19 protein-coding genes are annotated in these 19,731 nt (G+C 72.0%); 9 read left to right on the plus strand and 10 right to left on the minus strand.

What is annotated here, in order from left to right; genetic code table 11:
- Positions 1 to 64: 64 nt before the first annotated feature.
- Entirely contained in the window at positions 65 to 1,936 is a 1,872-nt protein-coding gene (locus ACIRPT_RS02050; protein WP_403820783.1) for an ABC transporter ATP-binding protein, read from the plus strand.
- Positions 1,937 to 2,026: 90 nt separating this feature from the next.
- On the opposite strand, the gene ACIRPT_RS02055 is transcribed toward ACIRPT_RS02050, so the two are convergent.
- Both ACIRPT_RS02055 and ACIRPT_RS02060 read right to left on the minus strand, forming a co-directional pair.
- A complete protein-coding gene (locus ACIRPT_RS02055; RefSeq protein WP_403820786.1) occupies positions 2,027 to 3,202 on the minus strand; it encodes an SGNH/GDSL hydrolase family protein in 1,176 nt (391 codons plus the stop codon).
- Between the two features lie 175 nt (positions 3,203 to 3,377).
- Positions 3,378 to 4,376, minus strand: a complete 999-nt coding sequence (locus tag ACIRPT_RS02060) for an NAD(P)H-dependent flavin oxidoreductase (protein ID WP_403820789.1) — start codon at positions 4,374 to 4,376, stop codon at positions 3,378 to 3,380.
- 109 nt (positions 4,377 to 4,485) lie between these two features.
- Here ACIRPT_RS02060 and ACIRPT_RS02065 point away from each other — a divergent pair, with 109 nt between their 5' ends.
- Entirely contained in the window at positions 4,486 to 4,887 is a 402-nt protein-coding gene (locus ACIRPT_RS02065) for a winged helix-turn-helix transcriptional regulator (protein WP_403820791.1), read from the plus strand.
- Here ACIRPT_RS02065 and ACIRPT_RS02070 read toward each other — a convergent pair.
- Genes ACIRPT_RS02070 through ACIRPT_RS02080 form a run of 3 tightly spaced genes read right to left on the minus strand, consistent with a single transcriptional unit; the run spans position 4,884 to position 7,824 of the window.
- Positions 4,884 to 5,537 (minus strand): lactate utilization protein C, encoded by a 654-nt coding sequence (locus tag ACIRPT_RS02070; protein WP_403820794.1) that lies wholly within the window; start codon positions 5,535 to 5,537, stop codon positions 4,884 to 4,886. The genes ACIRPT_RS02065 and ACIRPT_RS02070 overlap by 4 nt on opposite strands.
- Entirely contained in the window at positions 5,534 to 7,027 is a 1,494-nt protein-coding gene (locus tag ACIRPT_RS02075; protein WP_403820797.1) for a lactate utilization protein B, read from the minus strand. The genes ACIRPT_RS02070 and ACIRPT_RS02075 overlap by 4 nt, the downstream gene beginning before the upstream one ends.
- On the minus strand, positions 7,024 to 7,824 hold the full coding sequence (locus ACIRPT_RS02080) for a (Fe-S)-binding protein (protein ID WP_403498217.1): 801 nt from the start codon (positions 7,822 to 7,824) through the stop codon (positions 7,024 to 7,026). The genes ACIRPT_RS02075 and ACIRPT_RS02080 overlap by 4 nt, the downstream gene beginning before the upstream one ends.
- Before the next feature lie 122 nt (positions 7,825 to 7,946).
- On the opposite strand from ACIRPT_RS02080, the gene ACIRPT_RS02085 reads away from it, so the two are divergent.
- The 6 genes from ACIRPT_RS02085 (at position 7,947) to ACIRPT_RS02110 (ending at position 14,679) form a co-directional block, all read left to right on the plus strand.
- Positions 7,947 to 9,248, plus strand: coding sequence for an MFS transporter (locus ACIRPT_RS02085; protein ID WP_403498219.1), 1,302 nt, complete (start codon positions 7,947 to 7,949; stop codon positions 9,246 to 9,248).
- 714 nt (positions 9,249 to 9,962) lie between these two features.
- Positions 9,963 to 10,745: an MHYT domain-containing protein gene (locus tag ACIRPT_RS02090; protein WP_403820801.1), complete on the plus strand. Its 783-nt coding sequence runs from the start codon at positions 9,963 to 9,965 to the stop codon at positions 10,743 to 10,745.
- Positions 10,746 to 10,907: 162 nt separating this feature from the next.
- On the plus strand, positions 10,908 to 13,271 hold the full coding sequence (locus ACIRPT_RS02095) for a nitrate- and nitrite sensing domain-containing protein (protein WP_403820804.1): 2,364 nt from the start codon (positions 10,908 to 10,910) through the stop codon (positions 13,269 to 13,271).
- Complete coding sequence (locus ACIRPT_RS02100) at positions 13,268 to 13,684, plus strand: roadblock/LC7 domain-containing protein (RefSeq protein WP_403498223.1); 417 nt, start codon at positions 13,268 to 13,270, stop codon at positions 13,682 to 13,684. The genes ACIRPT_RS02095 and ACIRPT_RS02100 overlap by 4 nt, the downstream gene beginning before the upstream one ends.
- A 10-nt stretch (positions 13,685 to 13,694) precedes the next feature.
- Positions 13,695 to 14,072: a DUF742 domain-containing protein gene (locus tag ACIRPT_RS02105; RefSeq protein ID WP_403820807.1), complete on the plus strand. Its 378-nt coding sequence runs from the start codon at positions 13,695 to 13,697 to the stop codon at positions 14,070 to 14,072.
- The gene (locus ACIRPT_RS02110; RefSeq protein ID WP_403820810.1) at positions 14,053 to 14,679 is read left to right on the plus strand and encodes a GTP-binding protein; all 627 of its coding nucleotides are present in this window, start codon (positions 14,053 to 14,055) and stop codon (positions 14,677 to 14,679) included. The genes ACIRPT_RS02105 and ACIRPT_RS02110 overlap by 20 nt, the downstream gene beginning before the upstream one ends.
- Here ACIRPT_RS02110 and ACIRPT_RS02115 read toward each other — a convergent pair whose 3' ends face one another.
- Both ACIRPT_RS02115 and ACIRPT_RS02120 read right to left on the minus strand, forming a co-directional pair.
- The gene (locus tag ACIRPT_RS02115; protein ID WP_403820813.1) at positions 14,680 to 15,813 is read right to left on the minus strand and encodes an NAD(P)-binding domain-containing protein; all 1,134 of its coding nucleotides are present in this window, start codon (positions 15,811 to 15,813) and stop codon (positions 14,680 to 14,682) included.
- A gap of 37 nt (positions 15,814 to 15,850) precedes the next feature.
- Entirely contained in the window at positions 15,851 to 16,369 is a 519-nt protein-coding gene (locus ACIRPT_RS02120) for a VOC family protein (RefSeq protein WP_403820816.1), read from the minus strand.
- Between the two features lie 125 nt (positions 16,370 to 16,494).
- Between ACIRPT_RS02120 and ACIRPT_RS02125 the strand changes: the two genes are divergently transcribed.
- Complete coding sequence (locus ACIRPT_RS02125; protein ID WP_403820818.1) at positions 16,495 to 16,944, plus strand: MarR family winged helix-turn-helix transcriptional regulator; 450 nt, start codon at positions 16,495 to 16,497, stop codon at positions 16,942 to 16,944.
- A 20-nt stretch (positions 16,945 to 16,964) separates the two neighbouring features.
- On the opposite strand, the gene ACIRPT_RS02130 is transcribed toward ACIRPT_RS02125, so the two are convergent.
- The 3 genes from ACIRPT_RS02130 to ACIRPT_RS02140 are packed head-to-tail and all read right to left on the minus strand — an operon-like array spanning position 16,965 to position 19,615.
- A complete protein-coding gene (locus ACIRPT_RS02130; protein WP_403820821.1) occupies positions 16,965 to 17,177 on the minus strand; it encodes a hypothetical protein in 213 nt (70 codons plus the stop codon).
- A 24-nt stretch (positions 17,178 to 17,201) separates the two neighbouring features.
- Complete coding sequence (locus ACIRPT_RS02135; protein ID WP_403820823.1) at positions 17,202 to 17,327, minus strand: hypothetical protein; 126 nt, start codon at positions 17,325 to 17,327, stop codon at positions 17,202 to 17,204.
- Positions 17,328 to 17,335: 8 nt separating this feature from the next.
- A complete protein-coding gene (locus ACIRPT_RS02140) occupies positions 17,336 to 19,615 on the minus strand; it encodes a hypothetical protein (protein WP_403820826.1) in 2,280 nt (759 codons plus the stop codon).
- Positions 19,616 to 19,731 lie beyond the last annotated feature (116 nt).

The following is a 19,731-nucleotide window of genomic DNA, read 5'->3' on the forward strand; positions in this document are numbered from 1 at the left end:
AGCTTAGGTAACAATGAGCTAAGCTCCCTGAAGTTCCGTAGTCCCTCACCCCTCGTAGGAGCCCATGCGCAGCGACGAACCGAACTGGACCCCGCCGCCCAAGGACCCGGACGCGCCGGTCCAACTCCGTCGGATCCTCACCCTCTTCCGCCCCTACCGCGCCCGGCTGGCCCTGGTCGGCCTGCTCGTCGGCGCCTCCTCCCTGGTCTCGGTCGCCTCGCCGTTCCTGCTCCGCGAGATCCTGGACGTCGCGATCCCCGGCCCCCGCACCGGACTGCTCACGCTCCTCGCCCTCGGCATGATCGTCACGGCCATCACCACCAGCGTCTTCGGCGTCCTGCAGACCCTGGTGTCCACCACCGTCGGCCAGCGCGTCATGCACGACCTGCGCACCGCCGTCTACGCCAAGCTCCAGCGGATGCCCCTGGAGTTCTTCACGCGCACCCGCACCGGCGAGGTCCAGTCCCGGATCGCCAACGACATCGGCGGCATGCAGGCGACGGTCACCTCCACCGCGACCTCCCTGGTCTCCAACCTGACCTCCGTGGTCGCCACCATCGTCGCCATGGTCGCCCTCGACTGGCGCCTGACCGTCGTCTCGCTCCTCCTGCTTCCGCTGTTCGTCTGGATCAGCCGCCGCGTCGGCAATGAACGCAAGAAGATCACCGCCCAGCGGCAGAAGCAGATGGCGTCGATGTCCGCGATCGTCACCGAATCGCTGTCCGTCAGCGGCATCCTGCTCGGCCGCACCATGGGCCGCGCCGACTCCCTCACCCGGACCTTCGCCGACGAGTCCGAGCGCCTGGTCGACCTCGAGGTCCGCGCCAACATGGCCGGCCGCTGGCGGATGGCGACCATCGGCATCGTCATGGCCGCCATGCCCGCCCTGATCTACTGGGCGGCCGGCCTGGTCCTCCAGCTCGGCGGCCCGAGCTTCTCCCTGGGCACCCTGGTCGCCTTCGTCACGCTCCAGCAGGGCCTGCTGCGCCCCACCGTTTCCCTGCTGTCCACCGGCGTGCAGATGCAGACCTCCCTCGCCCTCTTCCAGCGCATCTTCGAATACCTCGATCTGCCGGTCGCCATCACCGAGCCCGCCGAGCCGGTACGCCTCCCGGCCCCGCGCGGCGAGATCCGCTTCGAGAACGTGACGTTCTCCTACGACGCGCACACCCCCGAGGCCGCCCCGACCCTCGACGGCATAGACCTCACCGTCCCGGCGGGCGGCAGCCTCGCCGTCGTCGGCCCCACCGGCAGCGGCAAGAGCACGCTCAGCTACCTGGTGCCACGGCTCTACGACGTGACCGAGGGCCGGGTCACCCTCGATGGCGAGGACGTCCGCGACCTCGCCTTCGACACCCTCGCGCGCTCGGTCGGCGTGGTCTCCCAGGAGACCTACCTCTTCCATGCCTCGGTCGCCGACAACCTCCGCTTCGCCAAACCGGACGCCACCGACGAGGAGATAGCACGCGCGGCCAAGGCCGCCCAGATCCACGACCACATCGCCGCCCTCCCCGACGGGTACGACACCCTCGTCGGTGAACGCGGTTACCGCTTCTCCGGCGGCGAGAAACAACGCCTCGCCATCGCCCGGACGATCCTGCGCGACCCGCCCGTACTCGTCCTCGACGAGGCCACCAGCGCCCTGGACACCCGTACCGAACACGCCGTCCAGCAGGCCATAGACGCCCTCTCCAGGGGCCGCACCACCCTCACCATCGCGCACCGCCTCTCCACCGTCCGCGACGCCGACCAGATCGTCGTCCTGGACGCCGGGCGGATCGCCGAACGCGGCACTCACGAAGAACTGCTCGCCGCCGGCGGACGCTATGCGGCGCTGGTGCGCCGCGACGCCCACCGGACACCGGCCGGTTCCCCGGCCGACGGGCGTGACGCACGCCTCACCCCCGTCGGCGATCAGGTGATGACCGCTAAGTGACCCGCGGGTAAGGTCTTGTTCGCGGCGGCCAGTTCAATGGTCGGGGCGGCCGCCGCACCCATTCCTCGGCCCGGGGACCCGTCGGCCCGCTCAGAGAGCGGCGAGGTCCACGGCGGCGGCCATCAGCCGATAGCCCTCGTCGTTCGGGTGCTTGTGGTCCCCGCTGTCGTACGCGGGCGCGAGCGCATCCCCGTCGGCCGGGTCGGCGAGCGCTGCGGCGAAGTCGGCCACCGCGTCGAACTCACCCGCGTCGCGCATCCAGGCGTTGACCTCCCGCCGCTTCGCCTCGGCGGCCGGTGAGTGGTACTCGGCCCCCTTGAACGGCATGATCGTCCCGCCGATGATCCTGACCCCCGCCGCGCGTGCCTGCCCGATCAGGTCCCGGTAACCCGCGATGAGGTCGTCGACGGAGTTGTCCGGCGCGGGCTTGTACGTCGGCAGGTCGACCTCGCTGAACCCGATGTCGTTGAGGCCGACCAGCACCACCACGGAGCGGACGCCCGGCTGGTCCAGCACATCGCGCCGGAAACGGTCGCCCGCCCGGTCCCCGAACCACGCCGAGTCGTTGAGCAGCAGGTTCCCGCCGATGCCCTGGTTGAGCACGGGCCGCGGCGCGCCCTCGGCGGCCAGTCGCTCGGCCAGCGCATCGGAGTAGCGGCGATTGGCGTCGACCGTCGAGCCGAAGCCGTCGGTGAGCGAGTCGCCGAGCAGCACCACCGTCTCCCGCCGCGCCGGGCCGCCGTCCGCCAGCTCGACGGCGGCGAGGTAGTACCAGGACACCGTCGTCTCGCCGAACACGGCCGGATCCGGGTCCGCGAGCTGCTCGCCGGCGGCACGGTAGGTGGTGGCGTACCCCTGGGCGTGGAAGGAGGCCGGCCCGGTCGGCCGGGCGAAGTACAGCGACACGGTCAGCGACGCGAACGGCGCCACGCTCACCTCCGCGGCATCGCTGTAGACCTCGCCGCCCGGCGGGATCACCACGGCCGGCGCGCCGTCGAAGGTGAGCGCCCGGACCGTCCCCGGCACGACGTCCGCACCCTTGTCCGTACGCGCGATGGTGGCCCCGGCCACCTCCAGCGGGGCGGCACCGTACCGGTTGGAGAGCCTGATCCGCGCCGAGGTGCCGGCTCCGGTGACCCGCACGATCTGCCGTACGGTCTGGTCCGCGAAGCCCTCCTCGGCCCAGTTCTTGTGGAACCCGATGCTGGGGCGCTGTACGGCGGCGGCCCAACCGGCCTGCCAGTCAAGGGAGTTGCTGGTGCTCATGGCGCTTGCTGCCTCTCTGTCCTTCTTGTTGCCCGGTGGTGCCCGGAGGCGCCCGGTGGCGATGACGGAGAGTCTTCCGAGCGGCGCGAGGGTTACCCAGACCTCTGGCCTTGGTAGGCAGCGGGTTCCTACTCATGGGAGGGTCACCCTCGCGCCCGGCTTGCTGCGGCCCGGGTCAGGGTGTCCGCATCGGCCCCATGAGGGCGGCGGCACGTGCGGCGATGTCGGCCACGATGCGGCCCGCCGGGGCGACGTCGTGGACGAGTCCGGCGCTCTGGCCCGCGTAGAGGGCGAGAGCCTCCAGGTCACCCGACATGCCGGGTACGGGGACCATGTCCTCGTAACGCGACCAGGCCCGTCCCTCGGCGTCGCGGGCCACCACGGCGCCTTCTCCGGGACGGTTCGGTGCGGCGGGACGGTCCGCGGCCTCCCAGGCGCTGAGCGTGGAGTTGCGCAGTGCGCGATGCGGGGCGTGGGGCCAGCCACCGTCGAAGCACCGCGTGTGCACCGCGTCCTGCGGCGCCGCCCCGATCACGGCTCGGCGGTAGACCTCGTGCGTGGCCGCCTCGCACGCCGTCAGGAATCTGGTGCCCAGCCATCCGGCCTGGGCCCCGAGGGCCAGTACGGCCGCGAGCCCGCGCCCGTCGGCAATGCCGCCGGCCGCAATGACGGGCACCGGGCGCACCGCGTCCACGACTGCGGGCACGAGCGCCATCGTGGTGGTCTCCCCGCGCACGTGGCCGCCTGCTTCACACCCCTGGGCGACGATCACATCGACGCCTGCGGCGACGGCACGTTCGGCCTCGGTGACGGAGCCGACCGTGTGGAGGTGAACGGCGCCGGCCGAGTGCACACGTGCGGCGACAGCCGAAGGATCGCCCCAGAACGTCGAGATGACCGGTACGCCTTCCGCCAGGCAGGCTTCGAGGAGCGCGTCGACCGGGAAGTCCAGCACCAAGTTCGCGGCGAAGGGCCTCGGCGTCAACCGCCGAACCGTCCGGATCCGGCGCACCGCCTCTTCCGCGGTGACCCACGTCAGGGCGAGGGTGCCGAGCCCGCCCGCATCCGCCACCGCGGCCACCAGGTCCGTCGTGACCGCAGACCCGATGGGCGCCTGCACCACGGGCACTTCGATCCCCAACTGCCGGCACAGAGGTGTGGTCAACGCCGTCATGCTGTCCTCCCCGCGTGGAGCGATTCTGTTTCCGAATCACCGCGTGATATTAGTGTTTCGGAAACCGAATCACCAGGGTCGTGGAGCGCAGGAGCGCAGGAGGATCGCGATGGTCACACCGACACCAGGACGGCCGGTGCGCGGCTCGACCACCGGCAGCCCTCTCATGGCCGCGCTCGATCTGTTCGGCCGGCGATGGAGCCTGCGAGTGGTGTGGGAACTCCGTGACGGCGCCCTGGGTTTCCGTGCCCTCCGTGGACGCTGCGGCAACATGTCCTCCAGCGTGCTGCGCCAGCGTCTCGTCGAGCTGATCGAGGCGCGCCTGGTGCACCAGACCACGGACGGCCACTACACCCTCACCGCGTTGGGACGACGGGCTCACGCCGCGCTCGGCCCCCTCGTCGACTGGTCGGCCAACTGGGCCGCCGAACTGGCCGAGCGGCCCGCCGATCCCGGCACCCCTACCGTCGACGCCCCGGAAACCCCCGATGCGGGGCAGGAGCAGACCTAGGCCCCGTCGTCCGCCAGCAGAATCACCTCCAGCGTCCGGGGACCGTGCACCCCTTCGACCCGGTCGAGCTCGATGTCGCTGGTCGCGGAGGGGCCGGAGATCCAGGTCAGCGGGCGGCCCGGGGAGAGCCGGGGCAACGCCTCGGGCACCGAGCCGACGACCTGGTGCGGGACGCGGACGACACAGATGTGATGGTCGGGCACCAGCGTGATGCGGCGTCTGCCCTGGTCGGGCCCCGCGTCCAGGACGATGGTGCCGGTCTCCGCGATGGCCACGGCGCAGCCCGTCAGCACGCTGTCCACGCCGTCCAGTTCGTGCGGCGTACTCGAGGCACGGTCCGGCACCAGGCGAACGCCGGAGGCGGCCGGCCACGACGCATCCAGCCCCGGCGGCACCACCAGGGACCGCGCCCCGCGCTCCGCCAGCAGCCGGCCGATCAGCGGCGCGAGCCCCCCGGCGTCGCTGCGGTGCACGATCGCCCGGTAGTCCGCGAGGTTCTCGGCGAGCAGCTCGACCGTCTGCGCGGTGGTCCGCGACCCGTGCACCCGCAGGTAATCGCGCGCGACCGGCGAATCGCCGGGCCCCTCGCCGCCCGGCACATCCGCCAGCGCCCGCCGCACCCGCGCCAACACCTCGTCCCGGCCGCTCACTTGACGTCCTCCTGCCGCTTCGGTGAGGTTTCCCCACGCGTGCGCTCCCACCAGTCGCGGAAGGACTCCGCCGGTACGGCGGGCAGCTCGCGGGTGTCCGACCAGGCCCGTCCCGGCCCCGGCAGCCGCCGTGGATGCAGCCGCCTGCTGCGGGTCATCAGGCGCATCCCGGCGCGGAGCGCGTGGGGGTGGTCCAGGACCCAGCCGGCCGCGCGCATCGCGGCCCGCTCCGCGGCATGCCCCTTGGCCGGCCTGAGGACCGTACGCGCCCCGGCCCGGGTCGCCGGGCCGCCCTCCACCACCCGCTCCCGCAGATGCACCAGCACCTCGGGGATGTCGATGGCCACCGGACACACCTCGTAACAGGCCCCGCACAGCGATGACGCATAGGGCAGCGATGCCTCCAACTTGCCCTGTACGCCCCGCAATTGGGGAGTGATGATGGCGCCGATCGGCCCCGGATAGGGCGAGCCGTACGCATGTCCGCCGGCCCGCTCGTACACCGGGCAGACGTTCAGACACGCCGAGCAGCGGATGCAGCGCAGCGCCTGCCGCCCGACGGTGTCGGCGAGGGTGTCGGTGCGCCCGTTGTCGAGGAGGACGAGGTGGAAGGTCTGGGGGCCGTCGCCGTCGGTGGTCCCCGTCCAGGTGGAGGTGTAGGGATTCATCCGCTCGGCGGTGGACGAGCGGGGTAGCAGCTGGAGGAAGATCTCCAGGTCCTGCCAGGTGGGGACCACTTTCTCGATGCCGACGACGGAGATCAGCGTCTCCGGCAGGGTCAGACACATCCGGCCGTTGCCCTCGGACTCGACGACCACCAGGGTGCCGGTCTCGGCCACCATGAAGTTGGCCCCCGAGATCCCGACCTTCGCGGACAGGAACTTCTCCCGCAGATGCAGCCGCGCCGCCTCCGCCAGCTCGGCGGGGGAGTCGGACAGTCCCTCGGGCGCCGGACGGCCCCAACTTCCCATCTCCCGAAGGAAGATGTCCCGGATCTCCGAACGGTTGCGATGGATGGCGGGGACCAGGATGTGCGACGGCAGATCGTTGCCGAGCTGCACGATCAACTCCGCCAGATCCGTCTCGTAGGCGCGGATCCCGGCCTCGGCCAGCGCCTCGTTCAGCCCGATCTCCTGCGTCGCCATCGACTTGACCTTGACGACCTCGCGCTCGCCCGTCTCCCGCACCAGACGCGTGACGATCCGGTTGGCCTCGTCGGCGTCCACCGCCCAGTGGACCTGCCCGCCGGCTTCGGTGACCGCCGCCTCCAACCGCTCCAGATAGTGGTCGAGGTGGCGCAGCGTACGGTCCTTGACGGCCGAGCCCGCGGCCCGCAGTTGCGCCCAGTCGTCCAGCTCGGCGACCGCCTTGGCCCGCTTGTCGCGGATGGTGTGGGTGGCGTGGCGGAGGTTGGCGCGCAGCTGGGTGTCGCGGGTGGAGGCGGCCGCGGCCTTGGGGAAGGCGGGCATGCCCAGGTAGGTGCCGCTCACCGGCCGCTCCCTTCCACAGCGGACTTCGTGCCGTCCTCGGCGGCGCCTTCGGCGGTGTCCTCGGTAGCGGCCAGGATCTCGGCGATGTGGACCGGGCGGACCGGGGAGCCCTGCCGGGCGAGGGTGCCGCCGATGTGCAGCAGACAGGAGTTGTCGACCGTGCAGACCGCCTCGGCGCCGGTCCCGGTGATGTGACGGACCTTGTCGGCGCCCATCGCCGCCGAGACCGCCGGGTTCTTCACCGCGAACGTGCCGCCGAAGCCGCAGCACTCCTCGGCGCCCGGCAGCTCGCGCAGCTCCAGTCCCTTGACGTGGGAGAGGAGCCGTCGGGGACGGTCGCCCAGGCCCAGCACCCGCAGCCCATGACAGGTGGGGTGATAGGTGACGGTGTGCGGGTAATAGGCCCCGACGTCCTCCACCTTCAGCACATCCACCAGGAATTCGGTCAGCTCGTACGTCTTGGGCACCGCGAGCGCCGCCGCGCCGGCGAGCTCCCGCCCGCGCCCCTCGGCGGCCGCCTTCGCGGCGATCCGCGGATAGTTCTCCCGCACCATGGCCGCGCACGAGCCGGACGGGGTGACGACGTACTCGTAGTCCTTGAACGCCCGGTCGAAGCGGCGCACCAGCGGTTCGGTGGCATGCCGGTAGCCGGTGTTGAACTGGGGCTGGCCGCAGCAGGTCTGCTCGGCGGGGAATGCGACGTCCACCCCCAGGCGTTCGAGGAGGGTGACGACCGCCTGCCCCGTCCGCGGATGGAGCATGTCATTGATACAGGTGACGAACAGTGCTACACGCACGTTGCCATCTCCTTTCGGCCGCCGCGTGCTCTGGCGGCCACCCGCCTCACCGGTACATGATCACCTGGCGGATCATCCTGCCTCAGCGGCGGGCCCAGGAGAAGGACCGGGAGCGGAGGACCATGCCGAGCACACAGGACATAGCGGAGGACCGGGCGGCCGGCGGCGGCCGCCAACCGTCGCGGCTACGGCAGCTGGCCGCGGCCTCCGTGGGCAATGCCGTCGAGTGGTACGACTGGTACGCGTACTCCTTCCTGGCGGCCTACTTCGCCGAACAGGTCTTCCCCAAGGGCAGCGGGAACTCCCTGGTGCCGCTGCTGTCCTCCTTCGCGGTCTTCGCGGTCGGCTTCTTCATGCGGCCGGTCGGCGGACTGCTGATGGGCGCGGTGGCCGACCGCCGCGGTCGGCGGACCGCGCTGACCCTCACCATCCTGCTGATGGGCGCCGGCAGCCTGCTGGTCGCGATCACGCCCACCTATGCGAGCGCCGGGATCCTGGCGCCCGTCGTCCTGGTGATCGCCCGCCTCGTCCAGGGCCTGTCGGTGGGCGGCGAGTTCGCGGCCTCCACGACCTTCCTCGTCGAATCGGCCGGGCCCGGCAGGCGCGGGCTGTTCTCCAGCTTCCAGTACGTCTCGACGAGCATCGGCCAGCTGCTGGCGTCCGGGACCGCGGCGCTGCTCGCCGGGCAGCTCACCGAGGGGCAGATGGGGCAGTGGGGCTGGCGGGTGGCGTTCCTGGTGGGCGCGCTGCTGAGCCTGCTCGGCCTGTGGGTCCGGCGGGGCGCCCAGGAAACCAGGACCGCACAGCCGGAGACCGAGCGGCCCGGTCTCTTCGAGGCACTGCGCCGCTACCCCCGGCAGTCCCTGCTGATCTGCGGCATCACCGTGGGCGGCACCATCGCCTACTACACCTGGACGACGTACCTGCCCACCTATGCGCAGGTCAACGCGGGCTTCGACAAGGGCGATTCGCTCATCGTCGGCACCGTCTCGCTGGTGTTCTTCGCCCTGCTGCAGCCGCTCGGCGGCCTGCTCTCGGACCGGATCGGCCGTAAGCCGCTGCTGCTCGGCTTCGCGCTGGGCTTCGCCGTCCTGGCGGTGCCGCTGCTCCATCTGGTCTCCGATGCGTGGATCTCGCTGCTGCTGGTGCAGTGCGCGGGCATGGTGCTGCTGACCGGATATACGTCGATCGCCGCGGCCGTGAACGCCGAGGTGTTCCCCGCCCGGGTGCGGGCGGCCGGGATCGGCTTCCCCTACTCCCTCACCGTGGCGCTCTTCGGTGGCACCGCTCCGTACGTCGGGACCTGGTTCGCGGAGTCCGGGCACGCCGGGCTGTTCCCCTGGTACGTGGCCGTGCTGTGCCTGGTGTCGTTCGTCGTCTATCTGGTGCTGCCGGAGACGGCTCGGCAGAAGCTGGAGAAGTAGCCCGCCCGCACGTCCCACACAAGCGCCGCCCCTCCCGGGACAGGGAGGGGCGGCGCTTGCGTGATGAGGTCCGTCAGACGAGCCAACCCACGAAGTGGAGGACGCCGGCAAGCAGGTTGGTGAGGATGTTCATCTGGCTTGTGCTCCTTGAAAGTCATGCGATGTGGGACCAACTCTCCGGCCCAGCAAGGGATGTCGACCGGAGGCGCCGTAACGGTCTGCAGCCCGTCGCTTGCGCCCCGTAAGCATCACCCGCCGCGTTGCACCCGTGGAAGCCCTTTCAAGATCGATCACGCTTTCCAGGGAACACTAGCGCGTGCGTTCGTTTGTTCCCATGTTTCGGATCGGTTTCGCGCGGGTGAAAAGCCCCCGGACCGCCCCCTATCGACGCCCTTTATCCGTTTCGGGGTACATGGTGGGATCACGCCGCGTCATGGGTGCGATCTCCCGTGACCTTTCTCATTGCCGATCTTCATTGCCGAATTGGCGGGCGACTGTCATTACCCCGGAATTGACGCGCAATCAGAAGTGCCGGTGCCGGGGCAATGACGGACATTTACCCGGCGCATGCTGCACGGAACTCACCGGTAGGGCAACGCTGCGTGAAAACATCCGTATTCCTTCCCGAATCGATCTCCGGAAGCGCACGACTTTCACAGGATGATCACGTGTTAGCGTCCGTCGCCGCGAACCAAAAACGCGAAAGGAAACTCCGTGGGCCACATGCACCACTTCAGCGCGGGCTGGGTATCTCCCGTCCTCGCCTATGCGATGGCGTGCGTAGGATCCGCGCTCGGTCTGCGCTGCACCGTCCGGGCGCTGGCCGCCGACGGCCGCTCGCGCCGCAACTGGCTGCTGACCGCCTCCATCGCCATCGGTTCCGGCATCTGGACCATGCACTTCATCGCGATGCTCGGATTCGGCGTCACCGGCACCCCGATCCGGTACGACGTCCCGCTCACCCTGCTCAGCCTGCTGGTCGCCATGGCCGTCGTCGGCGCCGGCGTCTTCACCGTCGGATACGGGCGCGCCCGGCTGCGCTCGCTGCTGCTGGGCGGCCTGGGCACCGGCGTCGGCGTCGCCGCCATGCACTACCTGGGTATGGCCGCGATGCGCCTGCACGGGCACGTCGGCTACGACCTGGGCCTGGTCGTGCTCTCCGACGCCATCTCCGCCGCCGCGTCAACGGCCGCTCTTTGGGCCGCACTCAATGTGCGTGGCGCGGCCGGTGCGGCCATCGCGTCCCTGGTGATGGGCGTCGCCGTCACGAGCATGCACTACACGGGAATGGCCGCCGTACGCATCGATCTGGCGCCCTCCCGCGCACCGCTGCCCGGTGCCACTCCCATGGAATTCATCTTTCCGCTGACCGTTGTCCTGGGCTCTTTTCTTTTTCTCACCGTGGCCTTTGTCGCATTGTCACCGACCGCCCGGGAACGGGCCGCAGCGGCCTCCGCGCAAACGTTCCAAGAGGCCGAACTCCCCCTTTCTTCCTGACTCGTTGAGGAATTCATGCTCGCACCACAGAACCCGGTCAATTCCGGGCCCGAGGGGGGTACGCCGCCGCCCAAGTCAGGTAATCCGCGAGGGAATTACCGCTCCCGCGGCCCCTCCCACGGGTCCCCCGGCCGCGCGCTTCTCCCCAAGCTGCCCCGCCTCATGCCCCGGTCCGTACGATCGAAGATCGTCGCGCTGCTGATGGTCCCCGTGGTCTCCCTGATCGCCCTGTGGGCCTTCGCCACGCTCACCACCGCGCGCCATGTCTCCGACATCGACCGCCGCAAGGAAATCAACACCACGCTGCTGCTGCCCGTCGGTGATTTCGTCGCCGCCGTACAGGACGAGCGCGGCGCCGCGGCGCGCGCCGTCGCCGCCCCGAACTCCGTACGGCAGCAGGCGCTGCGCGACCGGCAGCGGGCCACCGACGCCGCCGCGACCGCCCTGCGGGACGGCGTCAACGCGGGCAGCGCCGACGCGGCGGACGTCGACCCCGACCTGCCCGGCCGGATCGACCGCCTGATGCGCGACGCCGACGAACTGTCCGCGCTGCGCGCCCACCACGACACCGGCGCGAGCGCCCCGGACCGTACGGCCGGCCGCTACACCGACATCGTCGGCCACGGCTACGCCACCGTCGGCGCCCTGACCGGCCTCCAGAACCCGGCCGGCTCCTCGGAGCTGCGCATCGTCCTGGAACTCGCCCGCGCCCGCGAGGCCATCGCCCGCGAGGACGCCGCCCTCGGCGCCGCCCAGGCATCGGGACGGATGTCGTCCGCGCAGTTCGACGCCTTCACCGGCGCCGCGCACACCCAGCGCGAACTGTTCGCCGACGCGGTCGACGACCTGCGCCCCGCCGACGCCGCCGCCTACCACCGGATCCTGAACGGCACGGCCTACCGCGACCTCCGGTCCGCCGAGGACGCCGTACGGAACGCCGGGCCGGGCGCGCCCGCGGCCAAGGCCGTCCCCGACACCCGCTGGAGCGAGACCAACGGCACGGTCCTGCGCGAACTGCGCACGGCGCAGCGGTCGGCCGCCACCGGGCCCGCCCGCGACGCCGACCCGCTGTCCCCGGGCAACCTCGGCGGCTCCGGCATCGCCGTGGTCCTGGGCTTGGCCGGTGTGCTGCTCTCCCTCCTCATCTCCGTCAAGATCGGCCGCCGGCTCGTCGTCGAGCTGGAGGAACTGCGCAACGACGCCCTGCGGGTCGCGGGCCGCGATCTGCCCAGGTCGCTGCGCCGGCTGTACGCGGGCAAGCCCGTCGACATCGACGCCGTCGCCCCCCTCGACGGCGACCGCGCCACCGGCCGGGACGAAATCGGGCAGGTCGCCGAGGCGCTGGTGGCGGTGCACCGCACCGCGCTCCAGGCGGCGGCCGACCGCGCCGAGGCGCTCAGCGGCGTCTCCGGCGTGTACGTCAGCCTCGCCCGCCGCAGCCAGCTGCTGCTGCACCGCCAGCTCGCCCTGCTGGACACCATGGAGCGCCGCACCGAGGACCCGGCGGAACTCGAGGACCTCTTCCGGCTCGACCACCTCACCACCCGCATGCGGCGGCACGCGGAGAGCCTGATCATCCTCTCCGGCGCCGCGCCCGGCCGCGGCTGGCGCCGCCCCGTACCGCTGCTGGACGTGGTGCGGGCCGCGGCCGCCGAGGCCGAGGACTTCGCGCGCGTCGAGGTGACCGCCGTTGCTGACGCCCGACTGGCCGGCGGCGCCGTCGCCGACATCACCCATCTGCTGGCCGAACTGGTCGAGAACGCCGTGATGTTCTCGCCGCCGCACACCAAGGTGCGGGTGAGCGCCGAACGGGTGGGCACGGGCATCGTCCTGGAGATCCACGACCGCGGGCTCGGCATGGGCCAGGAGGCGCTCGCCGAGGCCAACCGCCGGATCGCGGACGCCGATGAGATCGACCTCCTGGACACCGAACAGCTCGGCCTCTTCGTGGTGAACCGCCTCGCCCACCGCCAGAAGGTCCAGGTGACCCTCCAGCCGTCGGTGTACGGCGGCGTCACGGCCGTGGTGCTGCTGCCCGACGTCCTGCTGGCCGACGCCGATGCGGCCGACGACGACGCCGGCTCGACGGAGCAGATGACCTCGCTGTACCACCGGCGCCGGCCCGCCGTGGCGCGGGCCCTCGGCGCCGCGAACCGCGCGCGGCAGGCGCTGCCCCCGGCGCCCGTGCGCCCCGCACCGACGGAACCCGGGCCCGAGCCGCACACACCCCCGGCCGACCCGGCGGAACCCGTCCCGGCCGACCCCGACGGCCCCCTGCCCCGCCGCGTCCGGAGCGCCAGCCTCGCCCCCCAGCTGCGCAACGACCCACCGCAGCGCCCCGACTGGGTGCCCCGAACCGAAGGCACCCCCGCACCCCGCCGCTCCCCGGACCAGGCCCGCGCCACCATGGCGTCCCTGCGCGCCGGCTGGAACCGCGGCCGCGAGGCCGCGGCCGGGCAGCAGCCCGGCGATCCGGACCCGCAGCCGCCCCGTGGCGAAGAAATCCAAGGAGACGAGCCCCGATGACCGCCGACCCGCACCACGCTCACCTTTCCGGTGAACTCAACTGGCTTCTCGATGATCTGGTCTCCCGCGTACTGGAGATCCGCTGCGCCGTGGTCCTCTCCGGCGACGGCCTGGCCGTCGGTACGTCCACCGGGCTGACCCGCGACGACAGCGAACGGTTCGCCGCCATCGCCTCCGGCTTCCACAGCCTGGCCAAGGGCGCCGGCCGGCACTTCGCGGCCGGTCAGGTCGTCCAGACCATGGTCGAGCTGGAGGGCGGTTTCCTCTTCGTCGTGGCCGCCGGGGACGGCTCCTGCCTGGGCGTGTTCGGCGACGCCGAGGCCGATATCGGCCTGGTCGCCTACGAGATGGCGCGGCTGGTCAAGCGGGTCGGCGAACACCTCGGCACGCCAGAGCGCGCCGGAGTGGAGTGACCGGGCGCCCATGACCGACTCCACCCCGCACTGGTACGACGACGAAGCGGGGCCGATGGTCCGGCTCTACGCGATGACCGCGGGGCGGGCCCGGCCCGGCAGTGAGGCCTTCGAGCTGATGGCCGTCGTAGGGACCGGGTCCCGCCCCGCCGACGACACCCCCGTGCTCTCGCCCGAGCAGCACACCATTCTCGCGCTGTGTGGCGAGCGGCCCCGCACGGTGGCCGATATCGCCTCCGACTCCGGGCTCCCGCTCGGCGTGGTCCGGGTCCTGCTGAGCGATCTGCTCGCGGCGGAGCTGATCCAGGTCAACCCGCCCGTACCGCCCGCCCAGTTGCCCGACGCGCACGTTCTCAAGGAAGTGATCGATGGACTTCGCGCGCTCTGATGCGCCGCGCCCCGGCCCCTCGGCCGCCGGCTCCTTCATGGCCCTCAAGATCCTGGTGGCGGGAGGGTTCGGCGTCGGCAAGACGACCCTGGTCGGCTCGGTCAGCGAGATCCGGCCGCTCAGTACCGAGGAGCGCCTGACCGAGGCCGGGCGCCCGGTCGACAGCCTCGACGGAGTCCAGCACAAGACCACCACGACGGTCGCGATGGACTTCGGCCGGATCACCATCCACGACGACCTGGCGCTCTATCTGTTCGGCACGCCGGGCCAGGACCGCTTCTGGTTCCTGTGGGACGAGCTGGCACAGGGCGCCCTCGGCGCCGTGGTGCTCGCCGACACCCGCCGGCTGGCCGACAGCTTCGCGGCCATCGACTACTTCGAGCACCGCGGCATCCCGTTCGTCGTCGCCGTCAACTGCTTCGAGGGCGCCCGCCCGCACCGCTCCGACGAGGTGGCACGGGCGCTGGACCTCGACCCCGGCACGCCCGTCCTGCTGTGCGACGCCCGCGACCGCGCGTCCTGCAAGGAGGTGCTGATCGGCCTCGTCGAGCACGCGGCGGCGTCGTACGAGGCGAGGCTGCGGGGCGGTGCGCCGGCCGGCTCCTGATCAGCGGGCCGCGGCCGCCGGCTCCCGCGCCAGCAGCTGCCGGATCTCCCGTGCCGCGGCCCGGCCCGCGCGGCCGGCGCCGATCGTGCTCGCCGACGGCCCGTAACCCACCAGGTGCACCCGCGCGTCGCGCAGCGCGCGGGTGCCCGCCATCCGGATGCCGCCGCCCGGCTCGCGCAGCTTCAGCGGGGCGAGATGGTCGATGGCGGCACGGAAGCCGGTCCCGTAGAGGATGACGTCGGCCTCGACCGTGCGCCCGTCCGCCCACACCACCCCGGTGGGGGTGATCCGCTCGAACAGCGGCAGTCGCTCCAGTACGCCGCTCTCGCGGGCCCGCCGGATCGCCTCCGTCATCGGCAGCCCGGTCACGCTCACCACGCTGCGCGGCGGCAGCCCCTGCCGGACCCGTTCCTCGACGAGGGCGACGGCGGCCCGGCCCTCCGCCTCGCCGAACGGCCCCTCACGAAAGACCGGCGGCCGGCGGGTCACCCAGGTGGTTTCCGCCGCCACCGGCGCGATCTCCAGCAGCTGCTGCACGGCCGAGGTGCCGCCCCCGACCACCACGACCCGCGCATCGCGGAACGCCTCCGGGCCGCCATACTGCGAGCTGTGCACCTGCCGTCCGCCGAACGTCTCCTGCCCGGGAAACCGCGGCCAGAACGGCCGGTCCCATGTCCCGGTCGCATTGATCACCGCCCGCGCCGCGTAGTCCCCCTCCGACGTCTCGACCAGCAGCCGTCCTTCCTCAATGGCTCCGGGGGGCGCCGTCCCGGCGGGATTCCCGCCGGCGTCGCGCACCGCCAGGACGCTCACCGGCCGGTGCACCCGCAGGCCGAAGGCCCGCTCATAGCTGTCGAAGTACGCGCCGATCACCTCGGCGGACGGACGGGCCGGATCGGCGCCGGTCAGCTCCATCCCCGGCAGCGCGTGCATGCCGTGCACCTTCTCGTACGTCAGCGTGGGCCACCGGAACTGCCAGGCGCCGCCGGGGCGCGGCGAGTGGTCGAGTACGACGACGTCCCGGTCCGGGACGTAGCCCAGCCGCCGCAGATGAAAAGCGGCGGCCAGGCCCGCCTGTCCCGCACCGATCACCAGGACCTCGACCTCGGTCGCGCGCCCGCCGCTGTAGTTCATGCCTCCCCCAACCCGGGGCGGGGCCCAGATCTTCCCGTCAGGCCGGTACGCCCGCCGCGGCCCCGGTGACGCGATCGCCGCCCCATCGCTTCCGCGCCGCCTCGAGGTCGAGCGGCTTGCGTTCGATCTCGGTGTCGAAGGACCACTCGCCCTCCGGCACCCGCCAGATCAGCTCCAGCTCGATGCCGTCCGGGTCCGTGGCGTAGACCGACAGATGCATCCCCTGGTCGAGGCACTGCCTGACGCTGCCCACCGCCTGCAACTTCCCCTGAATGCCCGCCAGTTCATCGAGCGTGCCGACCTCGAACGAGACATGCACGAGCCCCGGGGGAGTACCGTCGGCGGGCCGGGCGTCGGCCGAGGCGGTCGCCAGCAGCCCCAGGTCGTGGTGGTTGGTCGACTCCGCGGACGAGCGGAGGAAGACCATGAACGGCGACGGGCCGCGGCCGGGGATGGTGTCCACGACCGTCAGCCCCAGGACGTCCCGGTAGAAGCGGGTAGAGGCGTCGATGTCGGTGACGGACAGGACGACGTGGTTGACGCGGCGGATCGTCATCGGGCTCTCCTCTGGATAGGGTGAGGCAACGTAGAAGTACCTCATAGTGAGGTACCTCTGTATCTCCCTTCCAGGAGTACCGGACCAAGAGCTGCCCCTGCAATGCGTGAAGGAGACCGGGAGAGATGCACGGCAAAGATCCGGCCACCCCGCCGCCGTCCGAGGTCGCCGAGCGGTTCTTCGCCGTCACCAAACTGCTCCGCAAGCGCGCGAACGAGGGCCTGCGCGCACAGGGCCTGACCATGGCCCGCGGCAAGCTGATGGCGGTGCTCCACCACACCGGACCGGTCCGTATCAGCGTGATCGCCGCGAAGCTGGGCATCGCCGCCCGCAGCGTGACCGAGGCGGTGGACGCCCTGGAGCGCGACGGCCTGGTCACCCGCCAGCCCGACCCGACCGACCGCCGGGCGGTGCTGGTCGCCCTCACGGAGCGAGGCACCACGGTCATCCGCGAGGCCGAAGGCCCCCGCCGCGCCGTGGTGAATGGCCTGTTCTCGGCCCTGGACGCCGACGACCGGGCCGAACTGCTCCGACTCCTCGACATCCTGGGCCGCGCGGCGGACGAGGGGGTCTAGCCGTCTGGCCGCCTGGCCGGCTAGCCGCCTTGCCGCCCGGCCCGCGCGGCCGCCGCGTACCACCAGCGGGGCCGCGCCGGCCCGACGATCTTCGAGGCCGGCTGGTCGGGATGCAGCCCCAGCGGGCGCAGCGCCTCCGCACGGACCCGTACCATGATCCCGCCGCGCCACCGTCCGGTCGCGTCAGGACCGCAGGCCAGGCTCATCGCGATGTCCTCGTCGCGCAGCGGCATCCAGTCGATCCCGCGCTGTCGCAGTCAACCGTGCAGCGCTTCCATGGGGTGCGGGGCGCCCGGCACGTTCTCGTACGCGGCGATGACGATGGTCTCGGAGTCGGGCAGGGGAGCGGGGGCGGACCGCCGCCCCCGATGGCGTGGGCTCATCTCGCTGACTACTCCCCTTCCAGGTCTTGCAGGTCTACCAGGTCTGCCAGGTGTTCGCGGACGAGGTCGGCGGCGCCCGGCGCGCCCTCCTCGGGCCATTGCGCGACCAGCCGCACGAGCAGATCGCGAGGGACGGCCGACCGGTGCTCCTCGGTGAGGTTGTGTGCCGCCGCCACCTGCACCTCGAGCGCGTCACAGGCGGTGGCGCGCACCAGCTCTTGGGTCGCCGCGTCGCCGGGGACATCACGCAGCGCGTACAGGGCGGCGACGCGGTCCGCCGGCGAACGGCTCTCGTCGCGGGCGAGCGCACCGAGCGTCCGGACCAGGAGCGGATCCGCCGACCGGCCCTCCTCCAGCGCCAACTCCACCGCATGGAGGGCCACTTCGCCCACCCCTTCGCTCATGGGGCGCTCCAGTGCGGCGGCGAGCGCGGCCGCGTCCTCGGGCCCCGGGCACCGCGCGACCCGCAGCACATGCAACGCGCTGAGGTGGCCCGCATCGGCGCCGTACTGCGGGCTCGATGCGGACGGCGACGGCGGTGATCGCAGCGCCTCGCGGGCGGCGGCGAGCGCCTCCGCCGCCACCGCCGTGCGGGCGTCCGCACCGCCCAGCCGCTCGATGCCCCCGGGGCACCACCAATGATCCAGCGCGATCCCCACGGCGGCCGGCTGCCCACTGCGCAGCAGCGTCCGCAACGCACGGTGAGCGGCCTCCGCGTCGCCGGCCGCGCGGAGTTCCCGGTGTGCGCGGTACAGCCCGGGGTCGCTCAGCCGGCTGCCCTTCCAGTGCGCGCTGTGCATGCCCCCGAACACCGCCTGGCCGACCCAGTCGGGGTTGCCGCGCGAGACCTTCATGCCCGGCGGCCAGCTCTCCACCAGGTCTTCGAGCAGCGCACGGTGCCGTTCGATGCGCTCCGGCCGCGACAACTCCCAGGCCGCGTCCACCTGGAGGTCCCGGTCCTCGCTGCGCACGGCCCGGATCAGCAGCGGGTCCGCCTCCGCGCCCAAGGACTGACTCAGCACGTGCAACGCCGACTTGCGGTGTGCGCGCAGCCCGGACTCGTACACAAAGCGGCCGATGACGTCGACGAGGCGCGGGTCCGGCCGGTCCATAGCCCGGAGCACGTGCCCGGCGGTCGACAGCGCGACGGAACGGACCCTGCGCACCGTGGCCCGCTCCAGCACCTCGACGATCAGATCCGCGTCCGACGGCCGCACCCCGGCATGCTGGATCGCCGCCAGCGCGCTCAGATGGTTGGCGGCCGCCCCGGTGCGCGGACTCAGACCGGCCGGCGACGGCGGATGACGCAGCACCGCCCGGGCGATCTCGCCCGCGTCCCGGGACCCGCGCAGCCGCTCGGTGCGCACGAAGTGGTCGAGCGCGATACCGACTGCCACCGTCCGTCCGCTGTGCAGCAGCGTCCGAAAGGCCCGGCGAGTGGCGCGCTTCCCGACCGGGAGCCGCAGCTGCGCATGGGCGCGGTGCAGCTCGGGATCGGACAGCTCGGCGCCGATCCAGTGGGTGCTGTGGAACCAGCCCCGGTCATCGAGCATCATCCGTGCCTTGTGGCCGACGTCGTCGGGCCAGCCGGTCACGAGCCGCTCGACGCGCTCGCGGTGGGCGGCGAAGCGGTCCGGCCGCATGAGGCCGGCCGCCCCCTCGGCCTGGATCTCGACCTCGTCGGAGTCGGTGGCACGGACCAGCAGCGCCGTGGCCTGTGCGCCCTTCGCCTCGTCCAGCGCGGACAGCGCCTCCGCCCGCTCCTGGACGTCGAGACCCTCGTCGAACGCCAGGGCGCCGAGCACCCCGACCAGGCGCGGGCTCGGCCCCGCACACCTGGCCAGCGCCTGGCCGGCCGCGGTGCAGCCGGTCGAGCGCACATTCCCCTCCGTCGCGCTCTCCAAGGCATCCGCGATCAGACCCACGTCCGACTCCTCGGCGAGGTTCATCATCGCGTTCAGCGCGCTGGCGTGGTGGGCACCTGCGAAGTCACCGTCGTCCACGAGGGCCGGTGGCTGCCGCAACAACTCCCGTGCCACCGCGAGAACTTGGTCCTCGAAGCGCGCGACCGCGCTCTCCCCGCCGAAGCGGGTCAGCGCACCGGAGTACTGGAAGTGGTCGAGCGCGATGCCCGCGGCGGCGGGGTGGCCGCTGTGCAGCAGGGTCCGGAAGGCGCGCAGATAGGCGCCCTCGCCGGTCGGATCCGCCAACTCGTCATGGGCGGCGGCGAGTTCGGGTTCCCCCAGCTCGCAGTGACGCCAGTGGAAGCTATGGAAACCGGCGACCATCAGCCGCCCAACTGCCCGTGAATGGTGAACTCCTGTCGTGCCGGCAACCGACTGCCGAGACCCTTGTGCGAACGAAGACAGTGCGGCACGTCAGCATGCCAGGAGTTCACCTCACG

This window comes from Streptomyces sp. NPDC101227, from assembly GCF_044767545.1.
Taxonomy (GTDB): Bacteria; Actinomycetota; Actinomycetes; order Streptomycetales; family Streptomycetaceae; genus Streptomyces.

Coding starts and splice junctions, on each gene's coding strand:
- ACIRPT_RS02120 (WP_403820816.1), bottom strand. CDS start 16,369: ATGACGATCCGCCGCGTCAACCACGTCGTCCTGTCCGTCACCGACATC.
- ACIRPT_RS02135 (WP_403820823.1), bottom strand. CDS start 17,327: ATGAGCCCACGCCATCGGGGGCGGCGGTCCGCCCCCGCTCCCCTGCCC.
- ACIRPT_RS02130 (WP_403820821.1), bottom strand. CDS start 17,177: ATGCCGCTGCGCGACGAGGACATCGCGATGAGCCTGGCCTGCGGTCCT.
- ACIRPT_RS02140 (WP_403820826.1), bottom strand. CDS start 19,615: ATGGTCGCCGGTTTCCATAGCTTCCACTGGCGTCACTGCGAGCTGGGG.
- ACIRPT_RS02085 (WP_403498219.1), top strand. CDS start 7,947: ATGCCGAGCACACAGGACATAGCGGAGGACCGGGCGGCCGGCGGCGGC.
- ACIRPT_RS02125 (WP_403820818.1), top strand. CDS start 16,495: ATGCACGGCAAAGATCCGGCCACCCCGCCGCCGTCCGAGGTCGCCGAG.
- ACIRPT_RS02060 (WP_403820789.1), bottom strand. CDS start 4,376: ATGACGGCGTTGACCACACCTCTGTGCCGGCAGTTGGGGATCGAAGTG.
- ACIRPT_RS02110 (WP_403820810.1), top strand. CDS start 14,053: ATGGACTTCGCGCGCTCTGATGCGCCGCGCCCCGGCCCCTCGGCCGCC.
- ACIRPT_RS02115 (WP_403820813.1), bottom strand. CDS start 15,813: ATGAACTACAGCGGCGGGCGCGCGACCGAGGTCGAGGTCCTGGTGATC.
- ACIRPT_RS02100 (WP_403498223.1), top strand. CDS start 13,268: ATGACCGCCGACCCGCACCACGCTCACCTTTCCGGTGAACTCAACTGG.
- ACIRPT_RS02095 (WP_403820804.1), top strand. CDS start 10,908: ATGCCCCGGTCCGTACGATCGAAGATCGTCGCGCTGCTGATGGTCCCC.
- ACIRPT_RS02065 (WP_403820791.1), top strand. CDS start 4,486: ATGGTCACACCGACACCAGGACGGCCGGTGCGCGGCTCGACCACCGGC.
- ACIRPT_RS02055 (WP_403820786.1), bottom strand. CDS start 3,202: ATGAGCACCAGCAACTCCCTTGACTGGCAGGCCGGTTGGGCCGCCGCC.
- ACIRPT_RS02105 (WP_403820807.1), top strand. CDS start 13,695: ATGACCGACTCCACCCCGCACTGGTACGACGACGAAGCGGGGCCGATG.
- ACIRPT_RS02050 (WP_403820783.1), top strand. CDS start 65: ATGCGCAGCGACGAACCGAACTGGACCCCGCCGCCCAAGGACCCGGAC.